Origin of the sequence: Kaistella solincola (assembly GCF_000812875.1) — a bacterium.
In the GTDB taxonomy this organism is placed as follows: Bacteria; Bacteroidota; Bacteroidia; order Flavobacteriales; family Weeksellaceae; genus Kaistella; species Kaistella solincola.
This window is the reverse complement of sequence record NZ_JSYK01000001.1, coordinates 168,322-184,346: the sequence shown is the minus strand read 5'-3', so window position 1 is coordinate 184,346 and position 16,025 is coordinate 168,322. Positions and strand designations below refer to the sequence as shown.

The 16,025-nt window shown below is 39.4% G+C and carries 15 protein-coding genes and 3 tRNA genes; 11 read left to right on the top strand and 7 right to left on the bottom strand.

The annotated features are described in order from the left end of the window. Positions 1-920: IS110 family RNA-guided transposase (locus OA84_RS00870; protein ID WP_039340993.1), on the bottom strand; the 920-nt coding region annotated here is incomplete at its 3' end. Positions 921-1,643: 723 nt separating this feature from the next. Between OA84_RS00870 and OA84_RS00860 the strand changes: the two genes are divergently transcribed. Further along, positions 1,644-2,558, top strand: coding sequence for an immunoglobulin-like domain-containing protein (locus OA84_RS00860; RefSeq protein WP_156965014.1), 915 nt, complete (start codon positions 1,644-1,646; stop codon positions 2,556-2,558). Between the two features lie 223 nt (positions 2,559-2,781). Here the strand turns inward: OA84_RS00860 and OA84_RS00855 are convergent, their stop codons facing one another. From OA84_RS00855 to OA84_RS00840, 4 genes are all read right to left on the bottom strand, one after another. Further along, positions 2,782-3,411: a hypothetical protein gene (locus OA84_RS00855; protein ID WP_039340984.1), complete on the bottom strand. Its 630-nt coding sequence runs from the start codon at positions 3,409-3,411 to the stop codon at positions 2,782-2,784. 299 nt (positions 3,412-3,710) lie between these two features. Beyond that, a tRNA-Leu gene (locus tag OA84_RS00850) sits at positions 3,711-3,794 on the bottom strand. Positions 3,795-3,797: 3 nt separating this feature from the next. Further along, positions 3,798-3,873, bottom strand: a tRNA-Gly gene (locus OA84_RS00845). Positions 3,874-3,907: 34 nt separating this feature from the next. Continuing rightward, positions 3,908-3,989 (bottom strand) — tRNA-Leu (locus OA84_RS00840). A 159-nt stretch (positions 3,990-4,148) separates the two neighbouring features. Between OA84_RS00840 and OA84_RS00835 the strand changes: the two genes are divergently transcribed. The 8 genes from OA84_RS00835 (at position 4,149) to OA84_RS00800 (ending at position 10,425) form a co-directional block, all read left to right on the top strand. Then, the gene (locus tag OA84_RS00835) at positions 4,149-4,520 is read left to right on the top strand and encodes a DUF3127 domain-containing protein (RefSeq protein WP_039340981.1); all 372 of its coding nucleotides are present in this window, start codon (positions 4,149-4,151) and stop codon (positions 4,518-4,520) included. Between the two features lie 56 nt (positions 4,521-4,576). Continuing rightward, positions 4,577-5,230: a leucyl/phenylalanyl-tRNA--protein transferase gene (gene aat, locus OA84_RS00830; protein WP_039340979.1), complete on the top strand. Its 654-nt coding sequence runs from the start codon at positions 4,577-4,579 to the stop codon at positions 5,228-5,230. After that, a complete protein-coding gene (locus tag OA84_RS00825; RefSeq protein WP_039340976.1) occupies positions 5,220-6,134 on the top strand; it encodes a DMT family transporter in 915 nt (304 codons plus the stop codon). Before aat ends, OA84_RS00825 begins: the two co-directional genes overlap by 11 nt. Before the next feature lie 134 nt (positions 6,135-6,268). Next, positions 6,269-6,922, top strand: coding sequence for a CBS domain-containing protein (locus OA84_RS00820; RefSeq protein WP_039340974.1), 654 nt, complete (start codon positions 6,269-6,271; stop codon positions 6,920-6,922). 4 nt (positions 6,923-6,926) lie between these two features. After that, positions 6,927-7,793, top strand: a complete 867-nt coding sequence (locus tag OA84_RS00815) for an NAD kinase (RefSeq protein ID WP_039340971.1) — start codon at positions 6,927-6,929, stop codon at positions 7,791-7,793. Positions 7,794-7,865: 72 nt separating this feature from the next. After that, complete coding sequence (gene fbaA / locus OA84_RS00810; RefSeq protein ID WP_039340968.1) at positions 7,866-8,933, top strand: class II fructose-bisphosphate aldolase; 1,068 nt, start codon at positions 7,866-7,868, stop codon at positions 8,931-8,933. Positions 8,934-9,008: 75 nt separating this feature from the next. Further along, positions 9,009-9,860: an acetyl-CoA carboxylase, carboxyltransferase subunit beta gene (gene accD, locus OA84_RS00805; protein ID WP_039340964.1), complete on the top strand. Its 852-nt coding sequence runs from the start codon at positions 9,009-9,011 to the stop codon at positions 9,858-9,860. 55 nt (positions 9,861-9,915) lie between these two features. Beyond that, positions 9,916-10,425, top strand: coding sequence for a DUF6973 domain-containing protein (locus tag OA84_RS00800; RefSeq protein WP_039340961.1), 510 nt, complete (start codon positions 9,916-9,918; stop codon positions 10,423-10,425). A 56-nt stretch (positions 10,426-10,481) separates the two neighbouring features. Here the strand turns inward: OA84_RS00800 and OA84_RS00795 are convergent, their stop codons facing one another. Both OA84_RS00795 and OA84_RS00790 read right to left on the bottom strand, forming a co-directional pair. Beyond that, positions 10,482-11,720 carry a PQQ-dependent sugar dehydrogenase gene (locus OA84_RS00795; protein WP_039340958.1) on the bottom strand — a complete coding sequence of 413 codons (1,239 nt, stop codon included), beginning with the start codon at positions 11,718-11,720 and terminating at the stop codon, positions 10,482-10,484. 61 nt (positions 11,721-11,781) lie between these two features. Next, the gene (locus OA84_RS00790; RefSeq protein ID WP_233701804.1) at positions 11,782-12,132 is read right to left on the bottom strand and encodes a hypothetical protein; all 351 of its coding nucleotides are present in this window, start codon (positions 12,130-12,132) and stop codon (positions 11,782-11,784) included. A 58-nt stretch (positions 12,133-12,190) separates the two neighbouring features. On the opposite strand from OA84_RS00790, the gene OA84_RS00785 reads away from it, so the two are divergent. Both OA84_RS00785 and uvrB read left to right on the top strand, forming a co-directional pair. Then, entirely contained in the window at positions 12,191-13,702 is a 1,512-nt protein-coding gene (locus OA84_RS00785) for a S41 family peptidase (RefSeq protein WP_039340939.1), read from the top strand. 283 nt (positions 13,703-13,985) lie between these two features. After that, the gene (gene uvrB, locus OA84_RS00780; protein WP_039340936.1) at positions 13,986-15,980 is read left to right on the top strand and encodes an excinuclease ABC subunit UvrB; all 1,995 of its coding nucleotides are present in this window, start codon (positions 13,986-13,988) and stop codon (positions 15,978-15,980) included. Positions 15,981-16,025 lie beyond the last annotated feature (45 nt).

The following is a 16,025-nucleotide window of genomic DNA, read 5'->3' as shown; positions in this document are numbered from 1 at the left end:
GCTACTGCATTAATTACAGACAATTTATGCTTTCCTTCCTCTATTTTTCTGAGATAGTAATTTTTTAGTTGAGGGTCGTGCTGTATGGCAGAACAAGCAGCTTTAAAAAGAATGCTTTTTAGTGATTTATCACATAGAGGACTTGTTTTCGTTTTACCTCTTATGCTGCTGCCCGATTGGTATTTAAATGGAGCCAATCCACAATGGCAATTGAATTTTCGGGGGTTATCGAATTTGGTAAAGTTGTCGGTTTCAAGAATACATTTTATTGCAGTTATATTTCCCACCCCAATTACAGAAGTAATCTTGTCAAAATTATTTTTCAATTCTATAGTTTCTACAATGATCGATTTCATCTGTATTTCCGTGGATAATATCGATTTATCTAACTGTTGAATAAGTTGATTCATCTCTTTTATCTGCGCTTTCATAGGAATAATTTGAGCTTCAATCTCTAAACTCTTCAGACCGTTTTTTATTTGCACCGATACCTTTACCAAGCGGTCTCTTGTACTCATCAATATTTTAAGCTTTCTGAGTTCTTTAACGGGTAGATGGTAGGCTTTTAATTTGTGTTTATTGGATAGCTCATAAGAGGCGATTCTAAAAGCGTCTACAGCATCTGTCTTTCCTCTGGTTATACCCACGGAATGTTTCATTTCAAGAGGATTAAGCAATGAGTAACGAATGTCTCGGGTGGAGAATTCATAACATAACAAACTTCCATAGTGGCCCGTGTGTTCCATGCAAATCCAGATGGAATAACCACTGAACTCTTTTAGCATATTGCAAAATTTTCTTATGCCTTCTTTGGAATTGGGGCATACTTGTTTACTGATTAAAACCTGGTTTTTCTCATCAAGGCCGCAATAATCAAACACATCCTTGGAAATATCAATCCCAATAAATAGATTTTTCATAATTTTACGTTTGAGAAGCAATGCTGAATACCAGGTAAGGTTCTTACTGACGCTATTAATAAGCCTAAAAACTTAAAATTCTAAATGGTTCTCGAACCTAAAAGGCGCTAAGGTCTAATGCTCAGGATAAGTCTTACTTGCGAGTCGAACTAGTTCACCTTAGCCCCTCTGGTTTTCAGTATACTTTGGTTAATAAATCTAAGTTACTTTTTCTTTTGCAAATCTAATAGCCTGTCGAAGTGCTGCGTTCCGGGCAAACCAGCACCATCATCACCTATAATTGAAAATTATGTTAAATGCTTACCGTTTGGTCGGGCGAAGCCCGCACAAGCCATCGCCTTCCAGCCTCCAATGTATTTATAATTTAGAAGACCGTTTCACCGTTCCAGTGCGCAATCCGACAGTTTTGTGCTGAAAAGTCCATGTGCCTGCAGTCCCTATTCTGCTTTTTTTCAGCGGAAAGTCTAGTGGCAGCTTATGCACGAGCCTGCCCTGAGGCCCTCGAAGGGGCACCGCACACAGCAGAATTCCAGTCAGCACAAAAAATGCTTGGGCCATCGCCTTGCCGCGGCCCGCCTTGCCACCGCACAAGCATTTTTGCACCTCCCTCCATACCGCTGTCTTTCCAGCCCCTCTAGGCAAGATTATAACACAATGAAAAATCTATCTCTTAAAAACAAAAGACCTTTCATTAGTTGGTTCAGGAATTGTAAGTATCTGAAAATGAAGAATGCAATACTTTTAGCAATAATACTGGGATTACTTATTTCATGTAAGCGTCCTAATGCAACAACTGATTCAGGCTCAGAGAATGGTAAGTCAGAAAAAGCAATCCTTCCTCCATCGTCGGTTGTAAAAAATTCTGCCGATCAACTGATGGTTGATTCTTTGCCCAAAAACGTTCTTATTAATTTTCAAAATGACTCTATTCTTTTGGCTGATGTCAAACAGATACAGAAATTACGCATACTGAATAATACTTCTGAACCTATTGTTTTCGGGGACGATTTCATACTGGAATATTATGCAAATGGCGCTTGGCATAAAACCAACAACGGCAGGCAGTTTAAAGTCGCTCAATATACTTTGACTCCAGGTCGGGAATATGTGATGCCCACGGATTTATACTTTTACAGCACAATCTATAAATTGGGTAAATACCGTATTTCAAAACCCTATAGAACTGCTAATTCCTCTTTAAGCACCCAGAATAAAACTACGCTTGCTACTTATGAATTTAAGGTGCTTACTCCGCCATTTAAAAATATGGAATGTAAAGTATTTATGAGTTTGTCAAAAAACACCGTAAAGATCTCAGAACTCAACCAACCAATTCCTTTCACCATCATCAACAATTCTTACGATGAAATTTTCTTTGGTGAAAGGCAAACTGTTGAAAAATATGATGGCAAAAATTGGAATAAGATTCCGTTTGATGGGATTATAAATGACATCGGTTATAGTCTTTACGTAGGTACACAAACCTCTGAACATTCCCTGAAGCTGCATCCCGAGCAATACAAGTATAAACCAGGGCGGTACCGCTTGGTAAAGCCTTTCAGCATACGCAATGACGATGGCATTAAAAGTATGTGGAAAGACTTTACTTTATATAATGAATTTCTGGTAGTTCCATAACAATATAATTTGCATCCAGACTTTTCCTCCATTCATCCAAGTTCCTCCAGCACATAGCCGTCATCCACTTCACGGACGTGACCGGCCGTTCTGTTCCTGCCGTCTATACGCTTCCGCAACCGCGCACAGCAGTATGCCGGCATACTGGGAATTGCATATTTTATTTAAGCTCCAGCACACCGTCATACAGCTGTCTTTTCCTATGCTTTTCCTACTCAAATTACTACCGGCTCAGTACAATATCATCGATTTCAGTATCTGTCAGATACCATCTTTCATGAAAATGCAGCTTCCTTTCAAACATAGCTTTGTCAATTGCGAAATCCCTGTATTTATTACAAATTCCACCTTTGGCTATTATTATAATTGTGTTTTCTGGGTCAGCTATTTGATACTGAACTTCCTCAATCCAGAAAATGTAGGTATGAAGTTTTGCATTCAAAAAACGAATGTTTATTTCCTCATAAATTTTTGGGACAGAAGGCAAAGAGAAACTGAGGAAGGCATTGTTTCCCAGATTTTCGAAAACAAATTCAATTGGTATTTCACGATCTTTGTAAAACAATTCCGGATTACTGCAACTCAGGTCAAAAATATCATCATAAATCTCCTTAATCCATCGGTTGATTTGTACCTTAGTAAAGCCATGCTGTAGTGCAGTTTCTTTTACTATTGGAAATTCACTTAAACCCAGATTTTCTATGTTACAGAGTAAATTCAAAAAAGGAGTGTACTTTTTTTCTTCTCCATTTCTCGCCAGAAGGTTGATCCATTTAGGCATTGTTATTAAGCTATAAAATATTTCTTTTGGTGTAGGCTTAATTTCCAGCTTTGGGCGTTCCGATCTTTTCATCGTTTTTCTTTTAAAACTACAATAAAATGAAATATCCTTAAGAGCAGAAAAAAAAAAAAGAAATAGGAAACTTCAGCGAAATTGAAAATGATGCCATAGAGCAATCCTAATACCCAATCTTTGTGTGGTTTTCTGATAAAAGAAAATTATTACTGCTTACTTACATGAGATTAAAGCACAACTGTATATTAGTTGTATCTAATTTCCCTTTAACCAATAAAATAAAAATTAAAGTCCCCCTTTTGTTCCCCCTAAAAATAAAAAACCCTCTGTTAACTTGCGTTACAGAGGGTTTAAAGTACCTCGGACGGGACTTGAACCCGTACATCCTTACGGACACAGGATTTTAAGTCCTGCGTGTCTACCAATTCCACCACCAAGGCGAGTGGAGCGAAAAACGGGATTCGAACCCGCGACCCCGACCTTGGCAAGGTCGTGCTCTACCAGCTGAGCTATTTTCGCGATGAATTTCCTTAAATTTTATTTAAAGAAATTGTGCGGATGGAGGGACTCGAACCCACACGCCTCACAGCACCAGATCCTAAGTCTGGCATGGCTACCAATTACATCACATCCGCGAAATGAACACCTGTTCTGTTTTTTTGTGAGTGCAAATATAAAAACTTTTCCCACTTAAAGCAATAATTTTTTTAAAAATTTAATTTTTCATAAATACTTGTAGAACTTTCTTTTTCTGTACAATTTTATTACTTTTACCAACTTAACGAATTTATATCATGGAATTACAAGGCACAGTAAAGAAAATAACTGAACTTCAGACATTTGCAAGCGGTTTTCAAAAAAGAGAAATGGTCCTAATGACCGAAGAACAGTACCCACAACCTATAAATATTGAATTTTTACAGGATAAAAGCGATTTGCTGAATCAGGTAAAAGAAGGTGATAAAGTGAAGGTTTCTATCAATATCAGAGGTAGAGAGTGGACTTCTCCACAAGGTGAAGTGAAATATTTTAACTCTATCGTAGGTTGGAGACTGGAAAATGTTGCTTCAAACGATGCGGAACCAACGCAAGCTTCATCTTCAAACGCGCAGCCGGCACAAGGCGGAAATGTTTTCGAAGAGGAAGACGACGATTTGCCTTTCTAAAAAATTGCGTACAAAAAAATTAAAATCCTGCTTTCACGGCAGGATTTCATTTTCCTATGATTCTCTTAGATCAGAACGAAATTTCTTTTCCGGACCCGCGTCAATTCGATTCTGAATCCGGAGTTATTGCCATTGGCGGTGATCTCTCGCCGGAGCGCTTGCTTTTTGCGTACCAGCTCGGAATTTTTCCGTGGTTCAATCCGGGTGAAGAGATTTTGTGGTGGTGTCCCGATCCGCGCTTTGTGCTTTTCCCGAAAGATTTAAAAGTTTCAAAATCAATGCGGAAAATTTTACGCGATGAAACTTTTACTTTTACCGAAAATAAATGTTTCCGCCAGGTTTTAGAAGAATGCGCCGGCATTTTTAGAAAAGATCAGGACGGCACCTGGCTTTCGGAAGGATTAGTGAATTCTCTGGAAAAACTACACGAAATGAAAATAGCCAAAAGCATTGAAGTCTGGCAAAATAACGAGCTTGTTGGCGGTTTTTACGGCATTCAGATTGGTAAAATTTTTTGTGGTGAAAGCATGTTTTCCAAAGTCAGTAATGCTTCAAAAGCAGGATTTATCAATTTTATTCAAAATCAAGGTGAAAATCTGGAGCTTATTGATTGTCAGGCGCATTCTGATCATTTAGAAAGTTTAGGCGCAAAGATGATTTCGAAAACTGAATATTTAAAAATTCTAAAAAATAACAGCTATGAATCCTGAAAAAGAAAGATGGATTTTATTGATCGTACTTTCCATTATTTGGGGTTCATCATTTATTTTAATTAAAAAATCGCTGGAGCATTTTAATCCGTACGAAGTCGGCGCTTTGCGCGTGCTGATTGCAGGGATTTTGCTCTTGCCCGTGGCGCTGAGTAACATTAAAAAGTTCCCGAGGAAACATTTTAAATGGTTAATTCTTGCCGCTATAACTGGTAATTTTATTCCCATGTTCTTGTTTCCAATTGCAGAAACCGAGCTCAGCAGCAGCATTGCCGGAATTGTAAACGCCATGATGCCAATTTTCGTGATTATCGTCGGTATGTTGTTCTGGAAATTTTCAACCACCAAAAGACAACTTATTGGTGTTGTAATAAGTTTCACCGGAGCTTGTATTTTAGCGCTTTCAGGCGGTGAAAGTGGCGAGCTGAAAGTCATTCCGATTTTGTTACTTTTACTTGCAACTTTATGTTACGCAATTTCTACAACTACCGTAAAATCAAAATTGCATCAAATACCGGCGAAAATTCTTTCCGCTTTCGTGTTTTCGTTTGTTTTGATTTTGCCTTCGCTGATTGCCTTGATCCTGGCAGGTTTTTTCAATGATTTGCAGCCAAATAAAAGTCTGTTCATCGGTTTGGGTTTTGTGAGTTTGCTTTCAATTTTCGGAACCGGGCTCGCAATGATGCTGAATTATCGTTTACTGAATATTTCAACGCCGTTGTTTGCCTCAACGGTAACATTATTAATGCCGGTTGTCGCGGTGATTTGGGGAATCATTGATGGTGAAAAGCTAACAGTGATGCAGTTTGTAGGCGGACTTATTATATTAGCAGGCCTAATTTTTTTACGGGCTAAAACGCCTAAAAAAGAAAAACCGCAAGAGCCAGAAGCCCTGCGGTTTTAAATAAATCTAATAAAAAGTAAAAATGAAAGGCTACAAAGATATATAAATTTTGTTATTGCTTTAAAATTTTTTTGCTGATTTTTACGGTTAATTTATGCGGCGCTTCTTTTTTTTAATTTTCCTAAATTTGGCTTATGTTTATCAAAGATTATATTTCCAAAGATTATCCGGCCTTCAATACCACCGATTCTATTGAAGACGCGAATGAAATGGCAAAGGAATTTGGATATTCCCACGTTTTTATCAAGAAAAAAGGGTTTTTTCTGGGTGCGCTCAGCCAGTCTTTTTTAGATGAAAGTCCGGAAGGTCAGCTGTCTTCTTTGGAAATTCATTACGAAAAATTTGCCTTGTTCGAAGACGGAAATATGCTGGATTCTGTAAAGCTTTTTCACACGTACAACACCAATATTTTACCGATTCTAAATAAATCTGAGAAATATTTAGGTTATATGTGCGCCGACGATCTGTTTGGTGAGTTTGCAAAATATCCGCTTTTCTCGGAAACCGGTGCGATGCTGATCGTTCAAATTAATGAAAAAAGTTATTCGATGACTGAAATTGCGAAAATTGTGGAGTCGAATAATGCTAAAATTTACGGCTGCTACATCAGTGCTTTTCTTGGTGATGACGTACAAATTACCTTAAAAATTTCTAGTGGAAATCTTAGTTCAATTGATGAAACTTTCGAACGCTACGGTTATAATGTCGTCCTTAAATATTATGACGACGAAAAAGAAGATTTAATGAAAGACCGATTTGGGTTTTTTCAGAAATACATGGAATTTTAAAATAATGAAAGCTGCAATCTACAGCCAGAAAAGTGATCTGGATACATTTTTATACCTGAGCAAATTCGTTTCGGAGCTTGAAAAAAGAGGTGTTCAGGCGATTTTATATGGTCAGATGGCTGAAGCGATGCAGTTCTCTAAAGTTTTCGAAACCTTCGACGGTAAAGAAGATTTAAGAGAAAAGAAAGTCGATTTGTTTTTCACCTTCGGCGGCGACGGTACCATTGTTAATTCCCTGCTTTTTGTGCAGGATTTAGAAATTCCTGTTGTGGGTGTGAATACCGGCAGACTGGGGTTTCTTGCAAGCTTTACCAAAGAAGAAGCTTTTCTGGAGCTGGATAAAATTCTGAAAGGCGATGTAAAAATCAGCCATCGTTCGGTAATCGAAATTATTTCCCCTAATAACAGCATGTTTTTTCCTTTTGCATTGAACGACCTTACGATTTCTCGCAAGGAAACGACCGCAATGATTACGGTGGACTCCTATATTAATAATGAATTTCTGAATACATTTTGGGGCGACGGCATCATCATCTCCACGCCCACAGGTTCTACCGCATATTCCTTAAGTTGTGGCGGACCGATTATAACGCCAAATAACGACACTTTCGTTGTCACACCAATTGCGCCACATAATTTAAATGTCCGTCCGCTGATCGTAAACGACGATGTTGAGATTCGCTTAAAAGTGAAAAGCCGCGTGCCGCAATATTCATTATCTCTGGATTCGCGGCTTTTCCATATGGAAACCGACACTGAAGTGATTCTTCGTAAAGCAAAATTCCAAATCCTACTGGTGCACCCGCCAAGCTTAAGTTTTTACGAAACCATCCGCCAGAAACTGCTTTGGGGGAATGATAAAAGAAACTAAATATTCGACATAAAATTCCTAACTTTACTGTTCCAAAAAACAGCAAAAATACAACTCTAAAATATTCCGATTATGAGCAAGAAGTTTCCGGCAGGCGTTGCCACAGGACAAATGGTTACAGACATTTTTCAATTCGCCAAAGAAAATAAATTTGCGCTGCCCGCAGTAAATGTGATTGGTTCCAGCAACGTGAACGCGACTATGGAAACTGCGGCAAAATTAAATTCACCGGTAATTATTCAGTTTTCAAATGGCGGTGCAGCCTTCAACGCCGGGAAAGGTTTAAGCAATGATGGTCAGCAAGCCGCAATTTTAGGTGGTGTAGCGGGTGCGAAACACATTCATACCTTGGCAGAAGCTTACGGCGCAACCGTAATTTTACATACCGATCACTGCGCGAAAAAATTACTTCCATGGATCGATGGTTTAATGGATGCCAACGAAGAATTTTTCAAACAAACAGGAAAATCGCTTTATTCTTCTCACATGTTAGATTTATCGGAAGAGCCCATTGAAGAAAATATGGACATTTCCTGCCGATATTTTGAAAGAATGGCAAAGATGGGAATGACTTTGGAAATCGAACTGGGAATTACTGGAGGTGAAGAAGACGGAGTTGATAATTCTGGGGTGGATTCCTCAAAATTATACACGCAGCCCGAAGAAGTTGCCTATGCTTATGAAAGATTAAGCGCAATTTCACCGAACTTTACCATCGCAGCAGCTTTCGGAAATGTGCACGGAGTTTACAAACCCGGAAATGTGAAATTAACACCGAAAATCTTGGATAATTCACAGAAATACGTTTCGCAAAAATTTGGTTTGGGTGCAGAACCAATTAATTTCGTTTTCCACGGCGGTTCTGGGTCTTCACTGGAAGAAATTCGTGAAGCTATTGATTATGGTGTAATTAAAATGAACATCGATACCGATTTGCAATTCGCTTATACCGAAGGAATTCGTGATTATATGAACCAAAATCTGGACTTCCTGAAAACTCAGGTTGGTAATCCGGACGGTGACGATAAACCAAACAAAAAATATTACGATCCGCGGGGTTGGGTAAGAAAAGGTGAAGAAACTTTCAGCAAAAGATTGGTTCAGGCTTTCGAAGATTTGAACAACATCAATACACTTTAAATAAAACAGAAAAAAAGGTGCTTTTAGCAGCTAAAATTTATTCTGGAAAATTTAAAATCCAAAATTTAGAAAAACATGGCATTCGACTGGTTTAAAAGAAAAACCCAAAATATTACCACTTCTACCGAGGACAAAAAAGATGTTCCCAAAGGGCTTTGGCATCAGACGCCGACGGGAAAAGTGATCGAGCATGACGAGCTGAAAGCGAACAATTATGTTTCGCCGGAAGATGGTTTTCACGTAAGAATTGGGAGCAAAGAATTTTTTTCAATTATTTTTGATGACAACAAATACACTGAACTTGACGCGAATGTGGAAAGTGTTGATATGCTGAACTTCAAAGATACCAAGTCGTACACAGATCGTTTGAAAGAGGTAAAATCCAAAACAAAATTGACAGATTCCATCCGAAATGCTGTTGGAACCGTGAAAGGTGAAGAAATGGTGATTTCGTGTATGGATTTCAGTTTCATCGGTGGTTCTTTGGGTTCCGTAATGGGCGAGAAAATCCGCCGAGCGATAGATTATTGCATCGAGCACAAACTTCCGTACATGATTATCTGCCAATCGGGTGGTGCCAGAATGCAGGAAGCGACTTATTCATTAATGCAGCTGGCAAAAGTTCAGTCGAAACTTGCGCAGCTTTCCGAAGCGGGGCTTTTGTACATCGCTTACTTGTGTGACCCAACTTTTGGTGGAATTACCGCTTCTTTTGCTATGACAGCCGATATTATTATGGCTGAGCCCGGAGCTTTGATCGGTTTTGCCGGTCCGCGCGTCATCCGGGAAACCATTGGTAAAGATTTGCCGGAAGGTTTCCAAACCTCCGAATTCCTTCAGGAAAAAGGTTTCGTAGATTTCATCGTGAAAAGAACTGAAATCCGGGAAAAAGTTTCACAAACTGTAAGATTATTAAGTCACGCGTAAGGTGATTTAAACAATATTAAAATCTCACCTCATTTGAGGTGGGATTTGTTTTTTTATGAGAAATTTAAAATTAATTTTAACCACGCTTTCATCATTGAGTTTCAGAAAAATATTGAAACTTTTAGGCTTGATACTTCCGCATCCGCTGTTTTCGCTGCTAGGACTCTACGCAACGCTGCGAAGTTTTGCGCTGGCGCAGAAACATTTCCCTAAATCACATTCGAACAATGGCGTGGGAAATGCGTTCCGACATGCGCTCTGGACGTGTTTAATTATGATGTATTGCTGCAAAATTTCTTCCCCTAAAAAGGCCCAAAATTATTGTAAAAGAATGACCGATCTGCACGAAGAATTATTTCCGAATAAACCTTTGGAAAAGAAAATGGATTTGCACAATAACCAAGTCGGAATGGATTATTTTATGGAATTGCTGCCCGGAATTCACCGCCAGTTTTTCGAAACGAGTTTTTTCGTTGAAGAATTTTTGAACAAAACCAAATCGGCGCGGCTTTTAAAAAATCTTGATGATGATTTTGATGGAAATTTGGTCTATTTAACCCCATAAAAAAACCTCCACAATCGCGAAGGTTTTTTAATACTTGAAAATTGACCGAAAATTTCCTACTTTTTCGAAACTTTATAAAGTTTTCCGCTGTCGGTAATGCCGTAGAGATTACCGTCGGATGCACTTAAAACATCGCGGAATCTTTCTTTTTTATCTTCCAGCAGCCATTCTTCGCCCACCACTTTATTGTCTTTAATAACCAAACGGATAATTTTTTCGCCACTCAGACAACCAACCATTAAATTGTTTTTCCATTCATCAATATTTCCGGTGTAGAAGTCGATTCCGCTCATTGAAATCGATGGATCCCAATAATAAACCGGCTGTTCTGTCCCCGCTTTTTGCGTGGTTCCGTTATTTATTTTTTTACCGCTGTATTCAATTCCGTAGGTTACATCGCCCCAACCATAATTTTTTCCGGCTTGGATGAGGTTAATTTCATCACCGCCTTTAGGTCCCATTTCAGCTTCCCAAAGCTGGCCTTTTTCATCCATCGCCAAACCTTGCGGGTTCCGGTGACCGTAGGTAAAAATTTCGGGTTTATATGCCGAATTTTCTGCAAATGGATTTCCTGCTGCGGGCTTGCCGTCTTTGGTAATTTTCAAAACTTTGCCCAAATAAGCGTCAGTTTTTTGTGCGTACGGTCTGGTTTCAAGGTCGGAACGTTCGCCCGTGCTTACGAAAAGATTTCCATCTTTAGCAAAAACCAATCGGCTGCCGTAGTGCATCGTGCCATTATAGGTAGGTGTCGCACGGAAAATAACCTGTGGATTTTCAATCATTTTTTCGTCCGCTGAAAGTTTTCCTTTACCAACCGCGGTGTGATTACCACCCGTAACCGGTTCGGTAAAACTCCAGTAAATCATCCGGTTTGTTTGAAAATCCGGATCTAAAGCAACATCCAGTAAACCACCTTGACCTCTATCATCAACTTTTGGTAAACCTTCAACTTTGTTCAAGGATTTTCCGTCCGCAGATAAAATGGTCATGTATCCGGTTTTATCGGTTACAATAAAACGACCGTCAGGTAAATTTGCGATTCCCCACGGTTTATTTAAATTGCTGTTTACCACTTCTACGTTGTACGCGGTGTTTGTTTTTACACCTTCAATGCGTGTTTGTCCGGGAAATGCAGGGTTGTATTCCGGTGAATTTTTGGCGGCGGTCTCCGGATTTGGCATCGCCTGGTTTTCGGTTACCGGCGTAGACTCTTCTGTGACGGTATTGTTGCCGTTACACGCAGACAGAAAAAAAACCGCAATATAGGCGGGAATTTTTAAGATGGAATTTTTCATAACAGTGTGATTTTTATTCCATTAAATTTACAAAAAAAAGAAAGAACCGAAATTCCTTCTTTTATCTCAATTCAAACTCCACCGGCTTAAAGGATTTCTCGCTTTCAGGTGAGAAATAAATACCGTTTTCTTTTTCCGAACCTTTCACCTTATAATTAAGGATTTTCCGCGTTTCCGCAATTACGTTTATCCGATATTTCAAACCGTTTTTATCAGCCGGTGATATGGTTTTTTTTATTCTGTTAATTACCACTGCAGCGGGTTTTACATTATCATTTGAAACCTCAAATTCTACAATATAACCACGTTCACCATTAATTTGGTAAGGTTTATAGGTTGCATTTTTAACTTCTGGATAAGATTTTTGTCCTACACAGGAAAATATCCAAGCAAAAAGCGAAATTATTATCAATTTGCTAGAAATATTTTTTATATTTTTGAGTTTCATAATTACAAATCTATCAAAAAAAATGAATTTTAAAAAATACCTAGTAGTTTTCGCAGCGGCAGCGCTTGTTAGCTCATGTTCCCGTGATGATGATCCAACGCCACAGCCGAAACCGGAAACCGCTGTAACGCCGGTTCGCGCCAATGATTTTGTCTGGAAAGGACTAAATTCCTGGTATTACTGGCAAAAAAATGTACCTGCACTTGGCGACAGCTATTTTAAAACGCCAAATGACTACGCAAATTTTGTAAATGCTAAAAAACCTGATGATTTATTTTACAGCCTGCTGTACGATTATCCAAATAAAGACCGTTTTTCCTGGATTGTTTCGGATTATAAAGAACTGATCGCTCAGTTTGCCGGAGTTTCCAAAAGTTCCGGAATGGACCTGAGTTTATATTTGAAAAACTCGGGAAATACCGATGTTGTAGCAATTGTAAACTACATCGTTCCGAACTCACCTGCAGCAGCAGCCGGTTTAAAAAGAGGTGATGTCATCAGCGCAGTAAATGGCGCAGCATTAACCGTAAGCAATTATACCGCTTTGTTTGCGGACCAGTTTTCTGTAACAGTTGCTAAAAATGTTGCAGTATCATCAGCAGGTATTATAACCTCCGGAACTGCAAAAACCGCCAACATAACCGCGGTGACATTAGAGGAAAATCCGGTCGCTTACTACGAAACCAAAAAAATTAACGGTAAAAACATCGGATATTTGGTTTATAACGGCTTCCAGTCTAATTATAACGATGAGCTCAACGCTGCCTTTGGTCAGATGAAAGCTGATAATGTAACCGATCTTATTTTAGATTTACGATATAATGGCGGCGGCTCCGTAGAAACCGCTACAGCACTTGGCCAGATGGTAACAGGACAGTTTACCGGTAGCCCGTATGTTATTTTGGATTTTAACGATAAGCACAACCAGTATGACGAAACCGATAATTTATCTACGACGGTAAATACCTATAGTTATAGCAGTGGAGGCGTACAAAATACCGGTGCAGTTCCAGTAAACAGTTTGAACTTAAACAGAGTTTATGTGCTGACTTCCAGCGGTTCTGCATCTGCAAGTGAATTGACGATCCAGGGACTGAAAGCGTACATTAATGTAACCACAATTGGTGGTGAAACATACGGAAAGTTTGTGGGTTCCATTACCTTATACGATTCTCCAACTTCCGATTATACCGATGTTAATACGCGTAATATGTCGCATACGTGGGCAATGCAGCCGATTACTTTCTCCTATTATAATGGGAAAAAACAGGAAAATCCAGTCTCCGGCGGTATTGTACCGAATTATGTTTTCGCGCCGGCTGATTATTTCGGAAAGCTGAAAGAATTTGGTGATGTCTCCGGTGATGTGGCTTTAGCAAAAGCGTTGGAATTGATTACAGGTGTAAGCGCGGGAGCCAACAAAATGGTAAGTCCGTACAACCCGAAACTGAAGTTCCTGGGCACAAATTCTACTCTAACTCCATTCGGTTCCGAACTTTATTTGGAACATCCGGGAAAATATCTGAAAAAATAATTTGATAGAAAATCGAAAAAAAACCGCTGTTTAAGGCGGTTTTTTTTATGTCTGAATCTCCGGCGTATTCTAAAAGTTAAGTTTTAGTAAAAAATTTTTAAACAACTGAAAATCGCCTGCCGAAATGATATGAATTAAACTTTCCAATAGGGGCTAAGTTCAGAAAGTTCCAGTAAAAGTGGACATTATTTCACACTAAAAAAATTCAACAATAAATACTGCTTTTAGCCCGGATTTTTTCGGTGAAGAATGTTCGGAAAATTAAATTCCGTATTTTTGCACCATGCAATTTCAACTTCAATCAGAATATCAACCTACTGGCGATCAGCCGACTGCAATAAAAAAGTTAACAGAAGGCCTGGAGATCGGTGAAAAGTACCAAACCCTGCTCGGCGTTACCGGTTCGGGGAAAACTTTTACCGTTGCCAATGTCATCCAGAATGTGCAGAAACCTACTTTGGTTTTGGCGCACAACAAAACTTTGGCGGCGCAGCTTTTCATGGAATTTAAGGAGTTTTTCCCCGATAATGCCGTGGAATATTTCGTTTCCTATTACGATTATTACCAGCCGGAAGCTTTCATCGCTTCCACCAACACTTATATTGAAAAAGATTTATCCATCAACGAAGAGGTGGAAAAACTTCGACTTTCCGCCACGGCGAGTTTGCTTTCCGGGCGGCGCGATGTCCTGATCGTGGCTTCGGTGTCGTGTATTTATGGTATTGGAAACCCGAAAGAGTTTCATAAATCTCTGATTTCAATCGAAAAAAACCAGAAAATTACGCGAACCAACTTGCTTCATTCTCTAGTTAATGCTTTGTATTCCCGGACATTAAATGAGTTCCAGCGTGGGACGTTCCGAGTAATTGGCGATGTGGTCGATGTTTTTCCGGCTTACGCAGACAATGGGATCAGGTTTCAGTTTTTCGGTGATGAAATTGAGACCATTCAAAGTTTTGATCCAGCTTCCGGAAACGTGATGGCAAATTTTGACCAAATTCAGATCTATCCGGCGAATCTTTTCGTCACTTCGAAAGAAACGCAGGTGAGCGCGATCCGAGAAATTCAGGACGATATGGTAAAACAGGTTGATTTCTTTAATGAAATCGAAAAACCTTATGAAGCAAAACGTCTGCAGGAACGCACCGAACTTGATTTGGAAATGATGAAAGAACTGGGTTACTGTAGCGGAATTGAAAATTATTCGCGGTATTTTGACGGCAGACTTCCTGGTTCACGACCATTCTGTTTGCTCGATTATTTCCCGAAAGATTATTTGATGGTCATTGATGAAAGTCACGTGACCGTGCCACAAGTTCACGCGATGTACGGTGGCGACCGCAGTCGCAAAGAAGTTTTGGTGGAACACGGTTTCCGGCTTCCGGCAGCGATGGATAACCGACCGTTAAAATTCGAGGAATTTGAAGGAATTCAAAACCAAGTGATTTATGTTTCGGCAACGCCGGCAGATTATGAGCTTGAAAAATCTGGTGGTGAATATATTGAGCAGCTGATCCGTCCGACCGGATTGCTTGATCCGATTATTGAAATTCGTCCGTCTTTAAACCAAATTGACGATTTGATGGAAGAAATCCAGAAAAGAGCTGAGGTTGATGAAAGAACGCTGGTGACGACATTAACAAAAAAAATGGCCGAAGAGCTCACAAAATATTTCACAAAATTTGGCATTAGAACCCGATATATTCACTCCGATGTAGAAACTCTGGACCGAATCCAGATTATGCAGGATTTGCGCGTTGGTCTTTTCGATGTTTTGGTAGGTGTAAACCTTCTGCGTGAAGGTCTGGATTTGCCGGAAGTTTCGCTTGTCGCGATTCTTGATGCGGATAAAGAAGGAATGTTGCGCTCCCGGCGTTCGATGATTCAAACCGTCGGTAGGGCCGCGAGAAACCTGAATGGCAGGGCGATTATGTATGCTGATAAAATGACGAAATCGATGCAGGCAACGATTGACGAAACCAATTACCGCCGCCAGAAACAGATGGAATACAACGAAAAGCACGGTTTGGTCCCAACTTCTCTGAACAAAAAAATATCCGAAGTTTTGGTGGGTCGCAGCAAGGATTTTCCAGATCCAAAATATACTCAAAAAGAAATTTTACAAAAAGTTGCTGAACAAAAGGCAAATTTCGGCAGTGCTGACATTGAAAAATTAGTGGCTGAAAAACAAAAAGCGATGGAATCTGCAGCGCGAAACCTGGATTTCATTAAAGCAGCAAAACTACGCGATGAAATAAATGCTTTAAAAACTGAGTAGTAATAATCATTTATCTATTTCGAAAAAAAATGCGTCTGAAGCAGG

Bases quoted from the DNA above. Each gene is read 5' to 3' on its own strand.
- OA84_RS00825 (WP_039340976.1), top strand. From the start codon at position 5,220: ATGAATCCTGAAAAAGAAAGATGGATTTTATTGATCGTACTTTCCATT.
- OA84_RS00815 (WP_039340971.1), top strand. From the start codon at position 6,927: ATGAAAGCTGCAATCTACAGCCAGAAAAGTGATCTGGATACATTTTTA.
- aat (WP_039340979.1), top strand. From the start codon at position 4,577: ATGATTCTCTTAGATCAGAACGAAATTTCTTTTCCGGACCCGCGTCAA.
- accD (WP_039340964.1), top strand. From the start codon at position 9,009: ATGGCATTCGACTGGTTTAAAAGAAAAACCCAAAATATTACCACTTCT.
- OA84_RS00800 (WP_039340961.1), top strand. From the start codon at position 9,916: ATGAGAAATTTAAAATTAATTTTAACCACGCTTTCATCATTGAGTTTC.
- OA84_RS00860 (WP_156965014.1), top strand. From the start codon at position 1,644: ATGAAGAATGCAATACTTTTAGCAATAATACTGGGATTACTTATTTCA.
- OA84_RS00855 (WP_039340984.1), bottom strand. From the start codon at position 3,411: ATGAAAAGATCGGAACGCCCAAAGCTGGAAATTAAGCCTACACCAAAA.
- uvrB (WP_039340936.1), top strand. From the start codon at position 13,986: ATGCAATTTCAACTTCAATCAGAATATCAACCTACTGGCGATCAGCCG.
- fbaA (WP_039340968.1), top strand. From the start codon at position 7,866: ATGAGCAAGAAGTTTCCGGCAGGCGTTGCCACAGGACAAATGGTTACA.
- OA84_RS00820 (WP_039340974.1), top strand. From the start codon at position 6,269: ATGTTTATCAAAGATTATATTTCCAAAGATTATCCGGCCTTCAATACC.
- OA84_RS00785 (WP_039340939.1), top strand. From the start codon at position 12,191: ATGAATTTTAAAAAATACCTAGTAGTTTTCGCAGCGGCAGCGCTTGTT.
- OA84_RS00795 (WP_039340958.1), bottom strand. From the start codon at position 11,720: ATGAAAAATTCCATCTTAAAAATTCCCGCCTATATTGCGGTTTTTTTT.
- OA84_RS00835 (WP_039340981.1), top strand. From the start codon at position 4,149: ATGGAATTACAAGGCACAGTAAAGAAAATAACTGAACTTCAGACATTT.